Origin of the sequence: Kribbella sp. NPDC056861, from assembly GCF_040687575.1 — a bacterium.
Taxonomy (GTDB): Bacteria; Actinomycetota; Actinomycetes; order Propionibacteriales; family Kribbellaceae; genus Kribbella.
The window spans coordinates 376,406-390,296 of record NZ_JBFBNQ010000007.1; the positions used below are offsets into that span (position 1 = coordinate 376,406).

The following is a 13,891-nucleotide window of genomic DNA, read 5'->3' on the forward strand; positions in this document are numbered from 1 at the left end:
GGTGACTGGGCGCTGACGGGGAGTCGCAATGCGGGAACAGCTTGAGGAGCAGTTCCGTACCAACCACCTGCGTCTGGTCGCCGCTCGCGACCGGCTGCAGGCGCTGGTCGATGCCGATGCCGCGAGCAAGCATGAGCGGACCAGGCTCGACACCGTCAACGATCTGCTCACGCCGGTCCGGACGGCCGAGCTGGATGCCTCGGGCAACGTCGTCTCCGGGCAGCACTACCGGCGCTTCCTGTCGGTCGATCCGGAGGGTCAGGGCCGGGCGGTCGAAGTACTCGGTGACCTGTCGTCCGCGCGGAACGTGGCGGTGCTGGTGCCCGGGATGGGCAACTCGCTGGAGACCTTCGGCGGTCAGGCCGACCGTGGTGAGGCGATCCGGCACGAGGCCGGCCCCGGTACCGCGGTGGTCGTCTGGCTGGACTACGACTCGCCGCAGGGGATCCGCGAGGCGATGAGCAAGGACGCCGGCCGCGACGGCGCGCCGCGACTCGCCGCCTTCATGAACTCGCTGCCGGCCATGAAGTTGCCCGAGGCAAAGGTCACCCTGGTCGGCCACAGCTACGGCTCGGAGGTGGTCGGCCAGTCCTTGCTGAACGGCGCGCACGCCGACCGGGTCGTCCTCACCGGCAGCCCGGGTATCGACAAACACGTCGACCAGGCAACGGATTTGGTTGCCCCACCCACCCGGGTCTACACCGAACGCGCACCGGGTGACTACGTCTCCTACACCCAGTGGCACGGCCCCGACCCGGCCGACTTCCCGGACGCGATCCGGATGGCGACGGCCGACCCGGTACAGAACGACGAAGCGGTCTCGGTGCACTGGCACAACGAGTACTACCGGACGAACAGCGAATCGCTGCGCAACGTCGGCCGCGTGGTCCGCGGCGACCTGGCGCACATCACCCGCACCGACACCACTCCCATGCAGGAAACCAAGCTCGCCTGGGGCCCCGGCCTCAGAGGCCTGGCCGGCGCGGCAGGCAAGGTGTACGACGGAGTCGCGGCCCTGACCAAACCTTCCCGCGAAACCGCCCGTGCCGCCGCCGCTGGTGACGGCTCCCGTTCGTCATCGAGACCTGGCGGGCAATCCCACTCTTCCAGAAGGCCAGGGGGACCCCAGCGATGAGCGACGCCAGAGAGTTCCTCCGCGAAGAGCTGCTCGCGGTCGCGGCAATCGTCGTACCGACTCAGCATGCGGTCATCACACACGACCCGGGCCCGGTCAATCCCGGCGCGCTGTTCGACGGCCGCGCCCCCGCCACTGTCGCCAGCGTGACGGTCGAAACCGGCAACCCCGCTGCCCCCGACCCCGCCGGCGCGGTGATAGCCGCCGCCGCTGCCCTCACCGCGCGGGGTTGGTCAGCCGCGGTAGTCCCCGAAGAGGCCGGTCACTACCGAGCAACCGCTTCACTGAACGGCTACGACATCACAGTCCACGCCTGGACCACAGACTGGCGAATCACCTTCACCGGCCAAACCCCCGCCTGACACCCGGGCGGACCCGCCTCAGCTCTTCGTGCGGGAGGTGAGGGTTTCGGCGGTGCCGACCAGAATCACGGCGGCGACGACGGCGACCACGAAGCCGAGGATGTTGAGTTCGAAGATGCCGCCGGTGCCGAGCAGGTTGGCGACGACGCCGCCGATGACGGAGCCGGCCAGGCCGAGGAGCAGGGTGGCGATCCAGCCGAGGTTCTGCTTGCCGGGCTTGAACAGGCGGGCCAGGGCGCCGATGACGAGTCCTGCGACGATGAAGCCGATCATGGGGTGGTTCTCCGTTCGAGGGGCAGCGGCGGTGGCCGCTGCTGGGGGTGTGGAGGTGGTCAGGAGCTGCGGCGCGACTTGGTGGTCGCGGTGCTCTTCGACCTGGGTTTGCGGTGTGCGCTGGTCTTGACCTTGCGGCGGAGGAGTTTCCAGGTGACTCGGCCGAGGGCGCTGTAGGCGCGGCTGGCGACACTGCGGTGCTTGCTCATGGGTGAGCCCTTCGGGTGGGTGCCGTTGCCCGTACGACGTGGCGGCCGGGCAACGGCACCGCCGGGGGCGCGCCTTACTTCTTGAAGGCGTCCTTGACGTTCTCGCCGACGTTCTTCACGTTGGCCTTGGTCTGGTCGGTCTTGCCTTCGGCCTCGAGGTCCTTGTTGTCGGTCAGGTCACCGATCACCTCTTTGGCCTTGCCGGCCAGCTCTTCGGCGGCGTTCTTGGCCTTGTCTGCGATACCCATTGCTGTCATCTCCTGTTGAGTTGCCGGCCCACGGGTGGGCTCGGGGGTCAGTGGACGCGGCGGACCGCGGGGGTCTTGTCGGCACGGGCGACCCGCAGTACGACGCGGTGTCGCAGGTCTGGTCGGCCGATGACCTGGTGCAGTTCGTTGCCGGTCAGTTCAGCGGCCCTGCGGACGGCGTCGAGGTCAGCGCCAGGTTCGAGAGTTGCGGTGAGTTCTGCGACGAGCTCACCGCGGTCCAGCAGGACCCGTCCGGATCCGTCCCGTACTCCGGGGCTCTGGGCAAGCACCTGGGCCGCAGTACGAGCGGCAGCGGTCGAATCGGCGGTCAAGTGGCCGGTCTCGTCGCTGCCAGACAGGCGCAACTGCCCGGTACCGCGGCGCGGCAGGTGCCGGGCCAGCCATGTCAGGCCGAGGAAGGCCAGGAGCACCCCGCCCGCACCCGTTGCCCAAGGCCACCATGACATCTGCGGCAGGTCGGTCAGGCCGTCAATCTCAAGACGATCGCCGACGTTGGGAATCAGGTCGTAGCGCCAGCCGAGCGCAGCCGCTCCGGCGGCGATCAGAACCGCGGCGATGAGCAGAGCCGCGATCCGGTCGAAGGCGATGAGTCCGCGGCGCATGTCAGCTCTCCTCGACAGTGACCCGGGCGCGAACCCGGGGGATCGGCGTGACGGCCTGCAGTCGTTGCGCGATCGCGGTGGTCAGGTCGTCGCGGACCCGGCTGGTGTCTCCGGTCGCTGTCGCGGTGACCCACAGCTTGCGGCCCTTGGCCTTGGTACCGGCCGAGGTCACCGAATCGACGGTCGCGGCGGTGTTCGTGGCCAGCCGGGCCGCATCGCGACTCCGGATCCAGACGCCGGCGTCACCGACGGCCAGGTGGGTCGCCTTGCGTGGCTTCAACGCCGCGATCAGCACCCAGACGCCGAGCAGCAGAGCGATGATTCCGGCGGGGATCATCCAGTCAACCGGCTTGAGCACCTCGGCCTTGCCGAGCACCCACTCGATCCACGAGTCACCGGTGATGGCGCCGGTGGACACGAGAGTGTCGCGAACAGCCACGGCGCCTACCGCGGTCACGGCGAGGGCGGCGATGATGCCGACCGTCGCAGCAGCCGGTACTGCGGTGGGCTTCTTGGCTGGTGTGCTGCTCATACGACCCTCCTCGGGCTGTCTTGCACGTGGGTGTCGGGGAGCTCGACCGCCGAGATGTCGACGCTGACGCTGTCGACTCCCAGCCCGGTCAGCGTGCCGATCGTGCGGTTGAGCCGGCCCCGGACCTCGGCGGCCAGGTCAGCCAGCGGGAAGCCCCACTCGACCGCGAGCTCCACGTCGACGCGGACTCGCTTCCCGGCCAGCTGGACCTTGGCCTTGGGCAGCCCGCGCCCGAAGGTCGCTTCCTGCCGGAGCACCCCGTCGGCCTGTACTGCGGTCGCCTCGGCGATCCGCTCGATCGCCCGCGGGCTGATCTCCAGGTTGCCTCTGCTGCCTGCGTCGCCGACGTCGGTGGTTGCCATCGGCATCGGCGGCGCGAGAGAGGCGGTGTCAGCCACGGCCGCGGCGCGACATCAGGTCGTCCAGACCCTTGGTGCCGTCGGTGAGGTAGCGGCCGGCCGCGAACCCGACCGCGCCGAGGACCAGCGCGAGCAGGAATCCGCCGAAGCCGCCGGCTGCCGCGGCGATGGCGAGCAGCAGGCCGACGAACAGGCCGATGGTCGAGGTGTTCACGAGATTCTCCTAGAGAGAGTTGAAAGCCAGGGACCGAGAGGTCACTGAACGCGGCGCTCGACCGGCTCGGCGGCCGGCTCGGGGGTGTTGTCGTCCTCGCCCTCGAGGTGGATGTCGCTGACCGCGATGTTCACCTCGGTGACCTCCAGGCCGGTCATCCGCTCGACCGCGGTGATCACGTTGCGGCGGATCCCCTGGGCCAGGTCGGCGATGCTGACGCCGTACTCCGCGATGATCTGCAGGTCGATCGCGGCCTGCTTCTCGCCGACCTCGACGGTGACGCCCTGGGACAGGTTGGTCTTGGAGCCCGGGATCCGGTCGCGGATCAGGCCGACCGTGCGAGCCGCCGTACCGCCGAGGTCATAGACGCCGCCGACCTCGCGGGTGGCGATACCGGCGATCTTGGAGACCACGGTGTCGGCGATGGTGGTCCTGCCCTGCGAGTCGCTCAAGTTGCCGTCAGCAACCAGGTTCTTGGTGGCGGGGTCGACCGGCTTGAGGGTGTTGGTGTCAGTCATCAGTGGCTCCTTCGGTTCGTATTACGGGATGGGTGGTCTCAACGAGCGAGCGGACCGCGGGCCTTGCCGCCGATCGTGCTGCTGCCCTTGCGGAGAACGCTGCTGATCCGGGTCGGGCCGTTCCGGGTCTCGAGCTGCTGACCGATCCGGCCGAGCAGCCAGGAGGCAAGCGGAGCGCCGACGGCCAGTACGACCCAGAGCTGGAAGCGACGGGACAGAAAGGCCCACATGGTGCGTTCTCCTCGAGAGTCGATCGATCGGTGAGTGGTTCGTCTCTGGTGGGACAACGGGCGGCGGCGAATTGTCATGGCCGGATCGCTGTGAGCACCGTCACCAGGCCGGAGACCGCCGGCAGCGTGACATCTGCGAGGCTGGCGTCGTCTCTACTCCAATGGGCTCGACCACGAGCTCGCGGACAGAGGCGTGAAGGAGGACATCGGTGACTCCCGGCGGCTTGGTCGAGCTGGACGAGGCGACCTTGGTGGCGCGGGCCCGCGACCGCGATCCGGCCGCGTTCGAGATGCTGGTACGCCGCTACCAGCGGCGGATCTACTCGCTCTGCCTGCGGATGCTGAACGGCGCCAGCGGCGAAGCCGAGGACGTCGCGCAGGAAGTGTTCGTGACCGCGTGGCGGCGGCTGCCGGAGATCGAGCACGACGCCGCGTTCGGCAGCTGGCTGTACCGGACGGCCACCAACAAGTGCCTGACGATCCTGCAGCGCCGCAAACCGATCGACGAGCTCGACGACCACAACGTGCCGATCGAGGGCGGGATCGACGGCGACCCCGCCCGCGCGGTGAACAACAGCGAAGCCATGAAGGCCCTGACCTTGGCGTTGGCGCAGCTGCCGCCACCGCAACGGGCCTGCTGGCTGCTGCGTGAGGTGCACGGCCGCTCGTACAACGAGATCGCCGAGCTGGTCGGGGCCACCCCGACCGCAGTCAGAGGACGAATAGCCAGAGCACGAGCAGAGCTAGCGGAGGTGATGAAGCCATGGAGATGAACCCCACTCAGGAGACCGGACATCTGCTGCCGTGCGGCCGCAGCGTCGAGGACGTCTGGGACGAGATGGAGGCCGACCGGGTCACTGCCCACGCCCTCGACTGCCCGCACTGCACGACCGCGCGAGCCAGCCTCGACCAGCTCACCGAGGCGACCCGGGCTCTGATCGACGACCCGGCCGAACCGCCGGCGGGTTTCCTGGACAAGATCATGACCGCCGTCCGGGCCGATCTCATCCTCGGCCAGACCATCCCGTTGCCGAGCGCCACCGCGCAGGTCGACATCTCCACCCACGCCCTGGCCGCCGTACTCCGGTACGCCGTGGACGGCGTCGACGGCATCCGCGCCCACGAGTGCCGCATCGAGGTCACCCCGGACAACCCGCAGTCGGTACGGGTGTCGATGTCGGTGGCACTGCGGTTCGGATCGGGTCAGGTCGGAGCGCTGGACGAAGCACGCCTGCGCGTCGCCGCCGCGCTGCCCGAGCGCATCGGGCTGGACCTGGACACCCTGGACTTCGACGTCGTGGACGTCTGGGTCGAGCCGGCCCGCCCGGAGGATCGCCGATGACCACGAAGTGGGCACCCGGCAGTCTGGTGCCACCGAACCTGCTGACCGAGATCCGCGTCGCCGAAGCCGCCGCGAAAGCCGCGCGAGCGGTACCGGGCGTCGTACGGCTGCAGCCTGGGGTGTGGGGTCTGCTGCGCCAGTTCGCCGCGAACACCTGGACCCAGGCGACCGGCAAAGCCCTGCCCGACATCGGTGGCGTCGAGGCGGACCTCACCGCTGATCGCGCGGAGATCCGGATCGAGCTGCGGATCGTGGTCAGCATTCACTACCGGGCCAGTGCGGTCGGCGAGGCGGTCCACCAGGCAGTCACGGACGCGGTCGCAGCGGTCACCGACAAACCGGCCAAGCTCCAGATCCACATCGTCGAGATCGACCTCGAACCCGAGGCAGGCCGCTTTCCAGCTGGTTGATCCGGGCTGCGTGACGAGGGACCGGCGGCTGTTCCGCCCCGGCAGATCAGCTGCTGGCTGCCTTGGCCGCCTTTTCGATCCGGCCGCGCCGGATCTCCCAGAAGGCCGCGTCCGGTTGGGATCTCGCCCGGGAGGCGACTGTGCCGATCGAGCCGTCGAGCTGTTCGCGGAGGATGTCCGCGTGCCCGGCATGACGGCTGGTCTCGCTGAGCATGTGGGCCAGGATGTTGAACAGCTTCACCTCCGGATCCGGCCACCAGGCGGCGTGTCCGGGGGAGTCGAAGCTGAGGGCGGTGATCGTCGCGTCCGAGTGAGCCCAGACGCGACGATAGAGATCGATGATGTCGGCGCGAGACTCGTGCTCTGTTGCCCAGGTGTCGGCGCCGCGTTGGGAGGTGTCGTCCCAGCGCGGGAGCGGTTCGGGGTACGGGCGGCCGAACACCTCACCGAAGTACCGGGACTCCCACAGAGCAAGGTGTTTGACCAGGCCGAGCAGGTTGGTCCCGGTCATGGTGAGCGGACGCCGTACGTCGTACTCGCCGAGCCCGTCGAGCTTCCAGATCATCACCTCCCGCAGCGACTGCAACTCGCTGTGCAGGAACTCCTTCGCGGCTTCACCGGTCATGCCCGCAAGCCTGCCACGCAGAGAGCCGACCCTGCAGGGGTCTGATCGACTTTGATCGATTCGCTCCGCCCGGTGGCGCGACTCTCGTACCGTGCTGCGGGTAAGCCTCCGCCCCGCCCCGAGGAGCTCTGCACTGATGATCCGACGCCTTCTGACCGCGGCGCTTGCCGTCGTCGCCGTGACCGGCGCACTGTCTGCCGCCCCCGCCGCAGCAGCGCCGTACACGTTCAACAATCTCAGTTTCAACATGTGTGGCAACAAATGCAGCGACGGCCGGCTGGCTGTCGCTGACGAGGTCGCCGATTCCGTCCTCGCCCGGAACGCCCGTACTGCGACGCTGCAGGAGGTCTGCGCCGGGCAGGCCAACCGGGTTCGCAATCGGTTGGCCGGAAGCAACTACGGCGTGATCTTCATCCCGACCCAGCGCCAGTGCGACGACGGCTCCGACTTCGGCATCGCCCTGGTCCACCGCGGCGAGGTGCAGTGGTGGCGCGGCTGGGACCTCCCCAACCCCGGCAACCACGAGGCGCGCCGGATGCTGTGCGCCATGGTGCTGCCGCAACGCTTCATCGCCTGCACCACCCACATCGACTTCCACGGCGACGGCACCCGCGGCGCCCAGGTCAACAAGGTCGCCGACATCCTGGCTGACTACGCCACCGCCGGCCACCCCGCCTTCGTCGGCGGCGACTTCAACCTCGAGCCCACCTCCGACCAACTCGACGCGATGTACCGCCCGGCGTACGGCGGCGGCGCGACCGGCACCCACACCGAGGCCAACGGCTGCTGCGCACGAGCCGGCGCCGCGACCGGCGACGGGGGCAACAAGATCGACTATGTGTTCATGAAGGCATCCGCTTTCACAGCGAACGGCACGGACGTGGTCTCGACGCCGAACTCGGACCACAAGAAGCTCTGGGCGAACATGACGCTGAACTGACGGTGTCGACTCAGGCGCCTCGGCGTCTCATGGGCGACCAGGGTGGTGCTCCACCGACGAGCGGCGAGGTTCGTCGGAGGAGCGACCACCGACCTGCTCCCCAGCGGCGACGGCCTGCAAGGCTTCTGGGTCCGCAAACCGATCGGCGTAGTCGTCGGCATCACCGGCTTGCGATCGGTCCAGCGCCGACCACCGCGGCGTCTGGTGGGCAACCAGGGTGACGCCGCGCCGCCTCCGCCGACCGGCTGTGCGGCAGCATCACATCCTCATCCAAGTGGGCGACGGAGGAGCCCGCGCCCAGGGTGGGTGGGAGCAGCAGACGCGGTGAGCGACGAAGGAGCGAGCGAGCGGAGGCTGCGCGGGGAACTTCAGCTGGTGGCAGCCCGCTCGGCCGCACTACGTAGTACACAGAACTCATTGCCCTCAGGATCATGCATCACGACCCACCCAGTGCCGTCCACCTCGCGGTGGTCGGCGTAGATACTGGCGCCGAGGGTGAGCAGCCACTCGACCTCGGCGTCGCGCGGCCCGTCCGGCACCAGATCCAGATGGAGCCGGTTCTTACCAGCCTTCACATCATCATTCTGTTCGAACAGCAGCTTCACCTCAGCCGTGGTGACCGCGGCATAAGGATCGCCCGGCGCATCATCCGCCGGGCGATCCGCTCGCAGCACCTGCAGCCAGAAGCCGGCCAGCTCATACGGGTCCCGAGCATCGAACGTCACCGTGCGCACCACAGAAGTCATAGCCCCGACCCTGCCCCAGACCGCCGCACCGCGCCACCGAATAGCAGTTGTCGGCAACAAGACCAAAGACCAGACTGAACCAGATGACCACAGTCGAGCTCGCGCTGACAGTCCGGGACCTGACAGACGCCGACCTGCCGTACTGCGGCTTCGCCGGCACCAAGCTGCATCTGACCCAGGTCGCGACACAACTGGATCGCGCGCGCCGCGGCGAAACCGACTACTTGGCCGTCTGCGCGAAGCCCGACCAACCGCTCGCCATCGGCGGCGTCGACTACGCCCCTCACCCCGGCGCCGGCTCGCTCTGGCAACTGGCGGTGCACCCAGCACTCCAGTCCTGCGGCATCGGCACCGTACTGATCAAAGCCGCCGAACAACGCATCCGCGACCGCGGACTCGACCGAGCGGAGATCGGCGTCGAGTTGAGCAACCCCCGAGCCCAGGCCCTGTACGAGCGCCTGGGCTACGTCGCGTACGACGAACGCCTCGAGTCCTGGGATCAGCAGAACCCCGACGGCTCGATCACGCCGTACGAGACGCTGTGTGCTCAGCTTCGGAAGACGCTGAGCTGACCCGTTGGGTGCCTCGGGCAACCACATAGACGAACAGCAGAGCCATCGCCGCTGCTCCCACCCACATCGCCTGCTGCCACCCGTCGACGAACGACTCCTGAGCTGCTCGAATCAGCGCCTGCGACCGCGGCCCTTCTGCAGCGCCGATCGCATTGGCGATCCCCTCCCGCGCGGTATCGGCAGCAGCTGAAGGGAATCCGTCGAGCCGAGAGTCGATCGCCTTGCGGTACCCGGCCGACAGTACTGCGCCGAGCAGCGCGACGCCGAGCGCGGTACCGAACTCTCTCGTCACGTCGTTGAGTGCGGAGGCGACGCCTTGCCGGTCACGCGGCAACGCGCTGGTGATCGCCTCGGTGGACGGCGTCATCGCCAAGCCCATACCCAGCCCCATCGCCAGCATGCCCGGCAGGACGGACAGATATCCGCCGTCGACCGAGACCAGACTGGCCATCAACACGATGCCCAGGCCCGCCAAGGCGATCCCCGTCGCCATCGTCGCGCGGCTCCCGATCCGAGCGGCGACCCGCGGCGCGAGACCGGACGCGAGCATCATCAGCACCGCCATCGGCATCAGCGCCAAGGTGGAGCGAAGACCCGACCAGCCGAGGACAGCCTGGAAGTACGGGAAGAGGACCACGAAGATCCCGGCCTGGATGCCGAAGACCGTCAGCAGCGACAGCGAACCGCTTGCGAGGCCCCGTTCGCGGAACAACCGGAGGTCGAGCAGCGGCGCGACCTGACGCAGTTCCCACACCACGAAGCTGATCGCGCCGATGACGCCGACGGCCAGACTCAGAAGTGTGAGCGGCGCGGTCCAGCCGTGTACCGGGCCCTCGTGAAGGGCGTAGATGAGCCCGACCACGGCGACGACGGACGTCAGCGAGCCGACAGCGTCGTACCGGTGCTCTGCCTGCTCGAGCGAGTTGGGAATGGAGCGCAGCGCCATCACCAGTGCTGCCACGACGAGCGCGACCGGCAGTACGAAGAGCCAGCGCCAGTTCGCGACATCGACCAGTACTGCGGACAGGTACATCCCCAGCAGCCCTCCACCACCGGCGACGCCGGTCCAGATGCCGATCGCCTTGGAGCGCTCGTCGGCTGGGAAGGTCGAAGTGATCACGGCGAGCGTGACCGGCATGATCATCGCCGCACCCACGCCGCTCAGGAAGCGGGCAACGAGCATGATCTCGGTCGACGGCGCGAGACCGGCCACCACGCTCGCGACCCCGAACACGACCAGGCCCGCCAGCAGCATCGGCTTGCGACCCCACCGATCGCCGAGCGCGCCGAGCGGCAGCAGCAACGCGGCCAGGGTGATCGTGTAGCTGTTGATGATCCACAGGACGGTGCTCTGTGAGGCGTCGAAGGCGAGGGCGAGTTGTGGTTGGGCGACGTTGAGGCCGGAGACGGAGGCGATGACGGCCATCAATGCGATACAGACCCCGAGCAGGATCGCGCGGCGTTGGCGTGGGTCGTGGATCGTCGAGTCGGCTTGCTGAGCGGGCATGGGGTTCCTTCGCTGGAGCAGGAGGGCAGGGAGCAGCGGCGCCGGAGCCGGGCGAGGCGCTGGCGCTGACTGGGGGAATGGGTGTCTAGGAGAGGCGAGTGGCCTGTACGACGACGTCGTGCAAATCAGATGTGTGCCCGCCCGGTCCGGTGACCGTGCGGAACTGCTCCTCGGCGGCGACGATCTGCCACGAGGCCTCGTCCAGCACTGCGGAGACGTCCGCGACCATCACCGAGGCCTCAGCCGGCGGTTGGTCGTCGTGGTGGCCGTGTCCCGCGCCGTGGGAATGTAGGTGCCCGACGATCAGCAGCGTGCCGCCAGGCGCCACCCACGCAGAGATACGGCGGTAGAAGTCGAGCTGCGGGATCGACGGATGGGCGTAGTTGGTGACCACCAGCCCGTACTGCGTCGCAGGCGTCCAGCTCGTGAGGTCAGCCTCAACCCACTCCACTTGACCCTCCGCCAGCCCGCTGTCGACCGCCCGCCGACTCGCCTGACCAAGCGCGTCGGAGGAGATATCAGCACCAGTCACCCGCCACCCCTGAGTCGCGAGCCAGATCGCCTCAGCGCCCGCGCCGCAGCCGGCGTCCAGCGCAGTACCGGGCGCTAACCCACTGACGGCGCGGACGAGGTACGGGTTGGGCGGGGTCTGCGCCATCGCAGCCGGTACGCCGTTCGCGCCCGTCCGCCAGCGGTCTTCCCAGTAGGTCTTGTCGAAGTCGTGGCTCATGATCCGAGAGTGACCCGCGATTGACCTGATGGCAAACCTTGTTGCCAAATGGCAAACTGACAGCATGAGCGAAGCCGTGGACCGCACCCTCAACGCAGTGGGACCGAGGCTGAAGCAGCTCCGGCTGCGCCGCGAGATCACCCTCGCCGACCTGGCCGAGCTGACCGGCATCTCGGTCAGCACCCTGTCCCGCCTCGAAGCCGGCCTGCGCCGCCCGACCCTCGAACAGCTGCTTCCCTTGGCGAGCGCGTACGGCGCGACGCTGGACGAGCTCGTCGACGCGCCCCCGACCGGCGATCCGCGGATCAACCTGCGGCCGATCATCTGCGAGGACGGCGCAACGATCCTGCCGCTGACCCGTCGCGCCGGCGGCATCCAGGCGTACAAGTACATCCTGCCGCGCGGATCAGACGACCAGGTGCCTGACCTGCGCACGCACGAGGGCTACGACTGGGCCTATGTCCTCAACGGCACACTCCGCCTCGTCCTCGGCGAACACGACATGCTGCTCGAGCCGGGCGAGGCGGCGGAGTTCGACACCCGTACTCCGCACTGGTTCGGGGCCACCAGTGCGGGACCGGTCGAGTATTTGAGTCTGATCGGGAAGCAAGGTGAGCGGGCGCATATTCGCGCGCTCACCACCTGACCTCAGGCCTTGCCGAGCACCTGCCGCTGCCGCCCCAGCCCCTCGATCTCGCACTCCACCACATCACCAACCGCCAGATACGGGAACCGCCCCGACAACGCCACACCCTCCGGCGTACCGGTGTTCACGACATCTCCCGGATCCAACGTCATGTACTGCGAAAGATCACGCACCAACGCCGCGACCGAGAAAATCATGTCCCGCGTGTTCGACGCCTGACGCGGCTCCCCGTTCACCCAGGACCGAAGCCCCAAAGCCTGCGGGTCAGCAACCTCGTCAGCCGGCACCAGCGCCGGACCAAGCGGATTGAACGTCTCGCAGCACTTGCCCTTGGACCACTGCCCGCCCGAGACCTCGAGCTGGAAAGCACGCTCGGAGACATCGTTCGACACCGTGTAGCCGGCGATGCAGGCCAGCGCTTCCTCGTCGGACGAGAGGTAGCGGGCCGTCTTGCCGATCACGACGGCGAGCTCCACCTCCCAGTCGGTCTTGGTTGAGCCGCGCGGTACCAGTACCTCGTCGTACGGGCCGACCACCGTGTTCGGGTGCTTGAAGAACACGATCGGCTCGGTCGGCGGCTGGGCGCCGGACTCGGCGGCGTGGGCCGCGTAGTTCTGTCCGATGCAGACCACCGCGCCCGGCTTCGCGATCGGCGCGCCAACCCGGAGTCCGTCCACGGAAGCCACTGGCAACGAGCCGCCATCGAAAGCTGAACGGGCCCGAGCGATCCCGTCGGCGGCCAGGAAGGCGCCGTCGATATCAGCGGTCACGGAGCTCAGGTCGTAGACGGTGCCGTCGGTGGAGCGCACGTACGGGTGCTCCTCGCCGACCGCGCCCAGGCGCAGCAGTTCCACAGAAACTCTCCTCAACGAGAACGAAAGAACTCAGAGTTGGTCGAACACAGGCCGCAACCGGGCCCGCGACGCTTCGATGTGTGCGGCCATCGCGGCCGCTGCCTCGACCGGGTCGCCCTTGCGGACGGCGGCCACGATCGTCTTGTGCTCACGCAGCGCCTTGGTCGCGATCCCGCCGCCGTAGTACAGGCGGAACAGGTGCAGGTGGCAGTGCGTCCGGGCGAACGACTGGCGAGCGGTGTCGTTGCCGGACAGCTCCAGGACCAGGTCGTGGAACCGCTGGTCGTGCGCGGCCATCGCCTTGTAACTGTCGTAGTCAGGACGGGCCGGTACGTCGGTGTAGCTGAGCATCTCGTCCTTGAGCCGGGCGAGATCGTCCGGCGCGGTGCGCTCGGCGGCACGGCCGGCCGCCCAGGGCTCGATGTGCAGCCGGTACTCGAAGAGGTCCTCGAACTCCGCCCGGGTCAGCCGGGAGGACACCCGGTAGCCCCGGAGCGGCTCCTTGATCACCAGGCCGTCGGACTCGAGCCGGGCCAGTGACTCCCGGATCGGGGTCTGCGAGATGCCGAGCTCCCGGGTCAGGGCGTCGATATTCAGCCGGGTGCCCGGCTCGACCACGCTGTCCATGATCAGGCCTTTGACCGTCTCGTAGACGTCGTCGCTCAACACCTGTCGCTGGGGCAGGCGCGAGAGCTGCCCCGCCAGACCTACATGCGCATCTGTCACAGTCGCTCCTCCCGAAGCTCCCATCATGCCCGAACCAGAGGTGTTCCCAGTCGTTATGTCTACAACTCTTGACGCCACCAGTGTGAAGCG

23 protein-coding genes are annotated in these 13,891 nt (G+C 68.3%); 8 read left to right on the plus strand and 15 right to left on the minus strand.

Annotated elements, in window-relative coordinates; all coding sequences use genetic code 11:
* Positions 1–28: 28 nt before the first annotated feature.
* Both AB0P21_RS33460 and AB0P21_RS33465 read left to right on the plus strand, forming a co-directional pair.
* Entirely contained in the window at positions 29–1,135 is a 1,107-nt protein-coding gene (locus AB0P21_RS33460; RefSeq protein ID WP_363701967.1) for an alpha/beta hydrolase, read from the plus strand.
* A complete protein-coding gene (locus AB0P21_RS33465; RefSeq protein WP_363701968.1) occupies positions 1,132–1,497 on the plus strand; it encodes a hypothetical protein in 366 nt (121 codons plus the stop codon). Before AB0P21_RS33460 ends, AB0P21_RS33465 begins: the two co-directional genes overlap by 4 nt.
* Positions 1,498–1,515: 18 nt before the next feature.
* Here AB0P21_RS33465 and AB0P21_RS33470 read toward each other — a convergent pair whose 3' ends face one another.
* The 9 genes from AB0P21_RS33470 to AB0P21_RS33510 all read right to left on the minus strand — a co-directional run bounded on the left by AB0P21_RS33470 (position 1,516) and on the right by AB0P21_RS33510 (position 4,703).
* On the minus strand, positions 1,516–1,770 hold the full coding sequence (locus AB0P21_RS33470; protein WP_363701970.1) for a hypothetical protein: 255 nt from the start codon (positions 1,768–1,770) through the stop codon (positions 1,516–1,518).
* A 59-nt stretch (positions 1,771–1,829) separates the two neighbouring features.
* Complete coding sequence (locus tag AB0P21_RS33475) at positions 1,830–1,979, minus strand: hypothetical protein (RefSeq protein ID WP_363701972.1); 150 nt, start codon at positions 1,977–1,979, stop codon at positions 1,830–1,832.
* A 74-nt stretch (positions 1,980–2,053) separates the two neighbouring features.
* Positions 2,054–2,227, minus strand: coding sequence for a CsbD family protein (locus AB0P21_RS33480; protein WP_363701974.1), 174 nt, complete (start codon positions 2,225–2,227; stop codon positions 2,054–2,056).
* Positions 2,228–2,274: 47 nt separating this feature from the next.
* The gene (locus AB0P21_RS33485) at positions 2,275–2,850 is read right to left on the minus strand and encodes a hypothetical protein (RefSeq protein WP_363701976.1); all 576 of its coding nucleotides are present in this window, start codon (positions 2,848–2,850) and stop codon (positions 2,275–2,277) included.
* A gap of 1 nt (position 2,851) precedes the next feature.
* On the minus strand, positions 2,852–3,382 hold the full coding sequence (locus AB0P21_RS33490) for a DUF6286 domain-containing protein (protein ID WP_363701978.1): 531 nt from the start codon (positions 3,380–3,382) through the stop codon (positions 2,852–2,854).
* Entirely contained in the window at positions 3,379–3,780 is a 402-nt protein-coding gene (locus AB0P21_RS33495; RefSeq protein ID WP_363701980.1) for an Asp23/Gls24 family envelope stress response protein, read from the minus strand. Before AB0P21_RS33495 ends, AB0P21_RS33490 begins: the two co-directional genes overlap by 4 nt.
* Positions 3,773–3,955, minus strand: coding sequence for a hypothetical protein (locus AB0P21_RS33500; RefSeq protein ID WP_363701982.1), 183 nt, complete (start codon positions 3,953–3,955; stop codon positions 3,773–3,775). The genes AB0P21_RS33495 and AB0P21_RS33500 overlap by 8 nt, the downstream gene beginning before the upstream one ends.
* Before the next feature lie 41 nt (positions 3,956–3,996).
* Entirely contained in the window at positions 3,997–4,473 is a 477-nt protein-coding gene (locus tag AB0P21_RS33505; protein WP_363701984.1) for an Asp23/Gls24 family envelope stress response protein, read from the minus strand.
* Between the two features lie 38 nt (positions 4,474–4,511).
* Positions 4,512–4,703, minus strand: a complete 192-nt coding sequence (locus AB0P21_RS33510) for a hypothetical protein (RefSeq protein ID WP_363701986.1) — start codon at positions 4,701–4,703, stop codon at positions 4,512–4,514.
* A gap of 209 nt (positions 4,704–4,912) precedes the next feature.
* On the opposite strand from AB0P21_RS33510, the gene AB0P21_RS33515 reads away from it, so the two are divergent.
* Genes AB0P21_RS33515 through AB0P21_RS33525 form a run of 3 tightly spaced genes read left to right on the plus strand, consistent with a single transcriptional unit; the run spans position 4,913 to position 6,455 of the window.
* The gene (locus AB0P21_RS33515) at positions 4,913–5,476 is read left to right on the plus strand and encodes an RNA polymerase sigma factor (RefSeq protein ID WP_363701988.1); all 564 of its coding nucleotides are present in this window, start codon (positions 4,913–4,915) and stop codon (positions 5,474–5,476) included.
* Entirely contained in the window at positions 5,467–6,045 is a 579-nt protein-coding gene (locus tag AB0P21_RS33520; RefSeq protein WP_363701990.1) for a hypothetical protein, read from the plus strand. The genes AB0P21_RS33515 and AB0P21_RS33520 overlap by 10 nt, the downstream gene beginning before the upstream one ends.
* Positions 6,042–6,455, plus strand: a complete 414-nt coding sequence (locus AB0P21_RS33525; protein ID WP_363701992.1) for a hypothetical protein — start codon at positions 6,042–6,044, stop codon at positions 6,453–6,455. The genes AB0P21_RS33520 and AB0P21_RS33525 overlap by 4 nt, the downstream gene beginning before the upstream one ends.
* Positions 6,456–6,501: 46 nt before the next feature.
* On the opposite strand, the gene AB0P21_RS33530 is transcribed toward AB0P21_RS33525, so the two are convergent.
* Positions 6,502–7,080: a DinB family protein gene (locus tag AB0P21_RS33530; protein ID WP_363701994.1), complete on the minus strand. Its 579-nt coding sequence runs from the start codon at positions 7,078–7,080 to the stop codon at positions 6,502–6,504.
* A 136-nt stretch (positions 7,081–7,216) separates the two neighbouring features.
* Here AB0P21_RS33530 and AB0P21_RS33535 point away from each other — a divergent pair, with 136 nt between their 5' ends.
* A complete protein-coding gene (locus AB0P21_RS33535; protein ID WP_363701996.1) occupies positions 7,217–8,020 on the plus strand; it encodes an endonuclease/exonuclease/phosphatase family protein in 804 nt (267 codons plus the stop codon).
* A 368-nt stretch (positions 8,021–8,388) separates the two neighbouring features.
* On the opposite strand, the gene AB0P21_RS33540 is transcribed toward AB0P21_RS33535, so the two are convergent.
* Positions 8,389–8,766 (minus strand): VOC family protein, encoded by a 378-nt coding sequence (locus tag AB0P21_RS33540; protein ID WP_363701998.1) that lies wholly within the window; start codon positions 8,764–8,766, stop codon positions 8,389–8,391.
* 83 nt (positions 8,767–8,849) lie between these two features.
* Here AB0P21_RS33540 and AB0P21_RS33545 point away from each other — a divergent pair, with 83 nt between their 5' ends.
* Complete coding sequence (locus AB0P21_RS33545; RefSeq protein WP_363702000.1) at positions 8,850–9,338, plus strand: GNAT family N-acetyltransferase; 489 nt, start codon at positions 8,850–8,852, stop codon at positions 9,336–9,338.
* Here the strand turns inward: AB0P21_RS33545 and AB0P21_RS33550 are convergent.
* Both AB0P21_RS33550 and AB0P21_RS33555 read right to left on the minus strand, forming a co-directional pair.
* Entirely contained in the window at positions 9,289–10,845 is a 1,557-nt protein-coding gene (locus AB0P21_RS33550) for an MFS transporter (protein WP_363702002.1), read from the minus strand. The two genes, AB0P21_RS33545 and AB0P21_RS33550, sit on opposite strands and share 50 nt — an antisense overlap.
* Positions 10,846–10,930: 85 nt before the next feature.
* Positions 10,931–11,575 (minus strand): class I SAM-dependent methyltransferase, encoded by a 645-nt coding sequence (locus tag AB0P21_RS33555; protein ID WP_363702004.1) that lies wholly within the window; start codon positions 11,573–11,575, stop codon positions 10,931–10,933.
* A gap of 64 nt (positions 11,576–11,639) precedes the next feature.
* Here AB0P21_RS33555 and AB0P21_RS33560 point away from each other — a divergent pair, with 64 nt between their 5' ends.
* A complete protein-coding gene (locus AB0P21_RS33560; protein ID WP_363702006.1) occupies positions 11,640–12,221 on the plus strand; it encodes an XRE family transcriptional regulator in 582 nt (193 codons plus the stop codon).
* A 2-nt stretch (positions 12,222–12,223) separates the two neighbouring features.
* On the opposite strand, the gene AB0P21_RS33565 is transcribed toward AB0P21_RS33560, so the two are convergent.
* Positions 12,224–13,075, minus strand: coding sequence for a fumarylacetoacetate hydrolase family protein (locus AB0P21_RS33565; RefSeq protein WP_363702008.1), 852 nt, complete (start codon positions 13,073–13,075; stop codon positions 12,224–12,226).
* 30 nt (positions 13,076–13,105) lie between these two features.
* Positions 13,106–13,801, minus strand: coding sequence for a GntR family transcriptional regulator (locus AB0P21_RS33570; protein WP_363702010.1), 696 nt, complete (start codon positions 13,799–13,801; stop codon positions 13,106–13,108).
* Positions 13,802–13,891 lie beyond the last annotated feature (90 nt).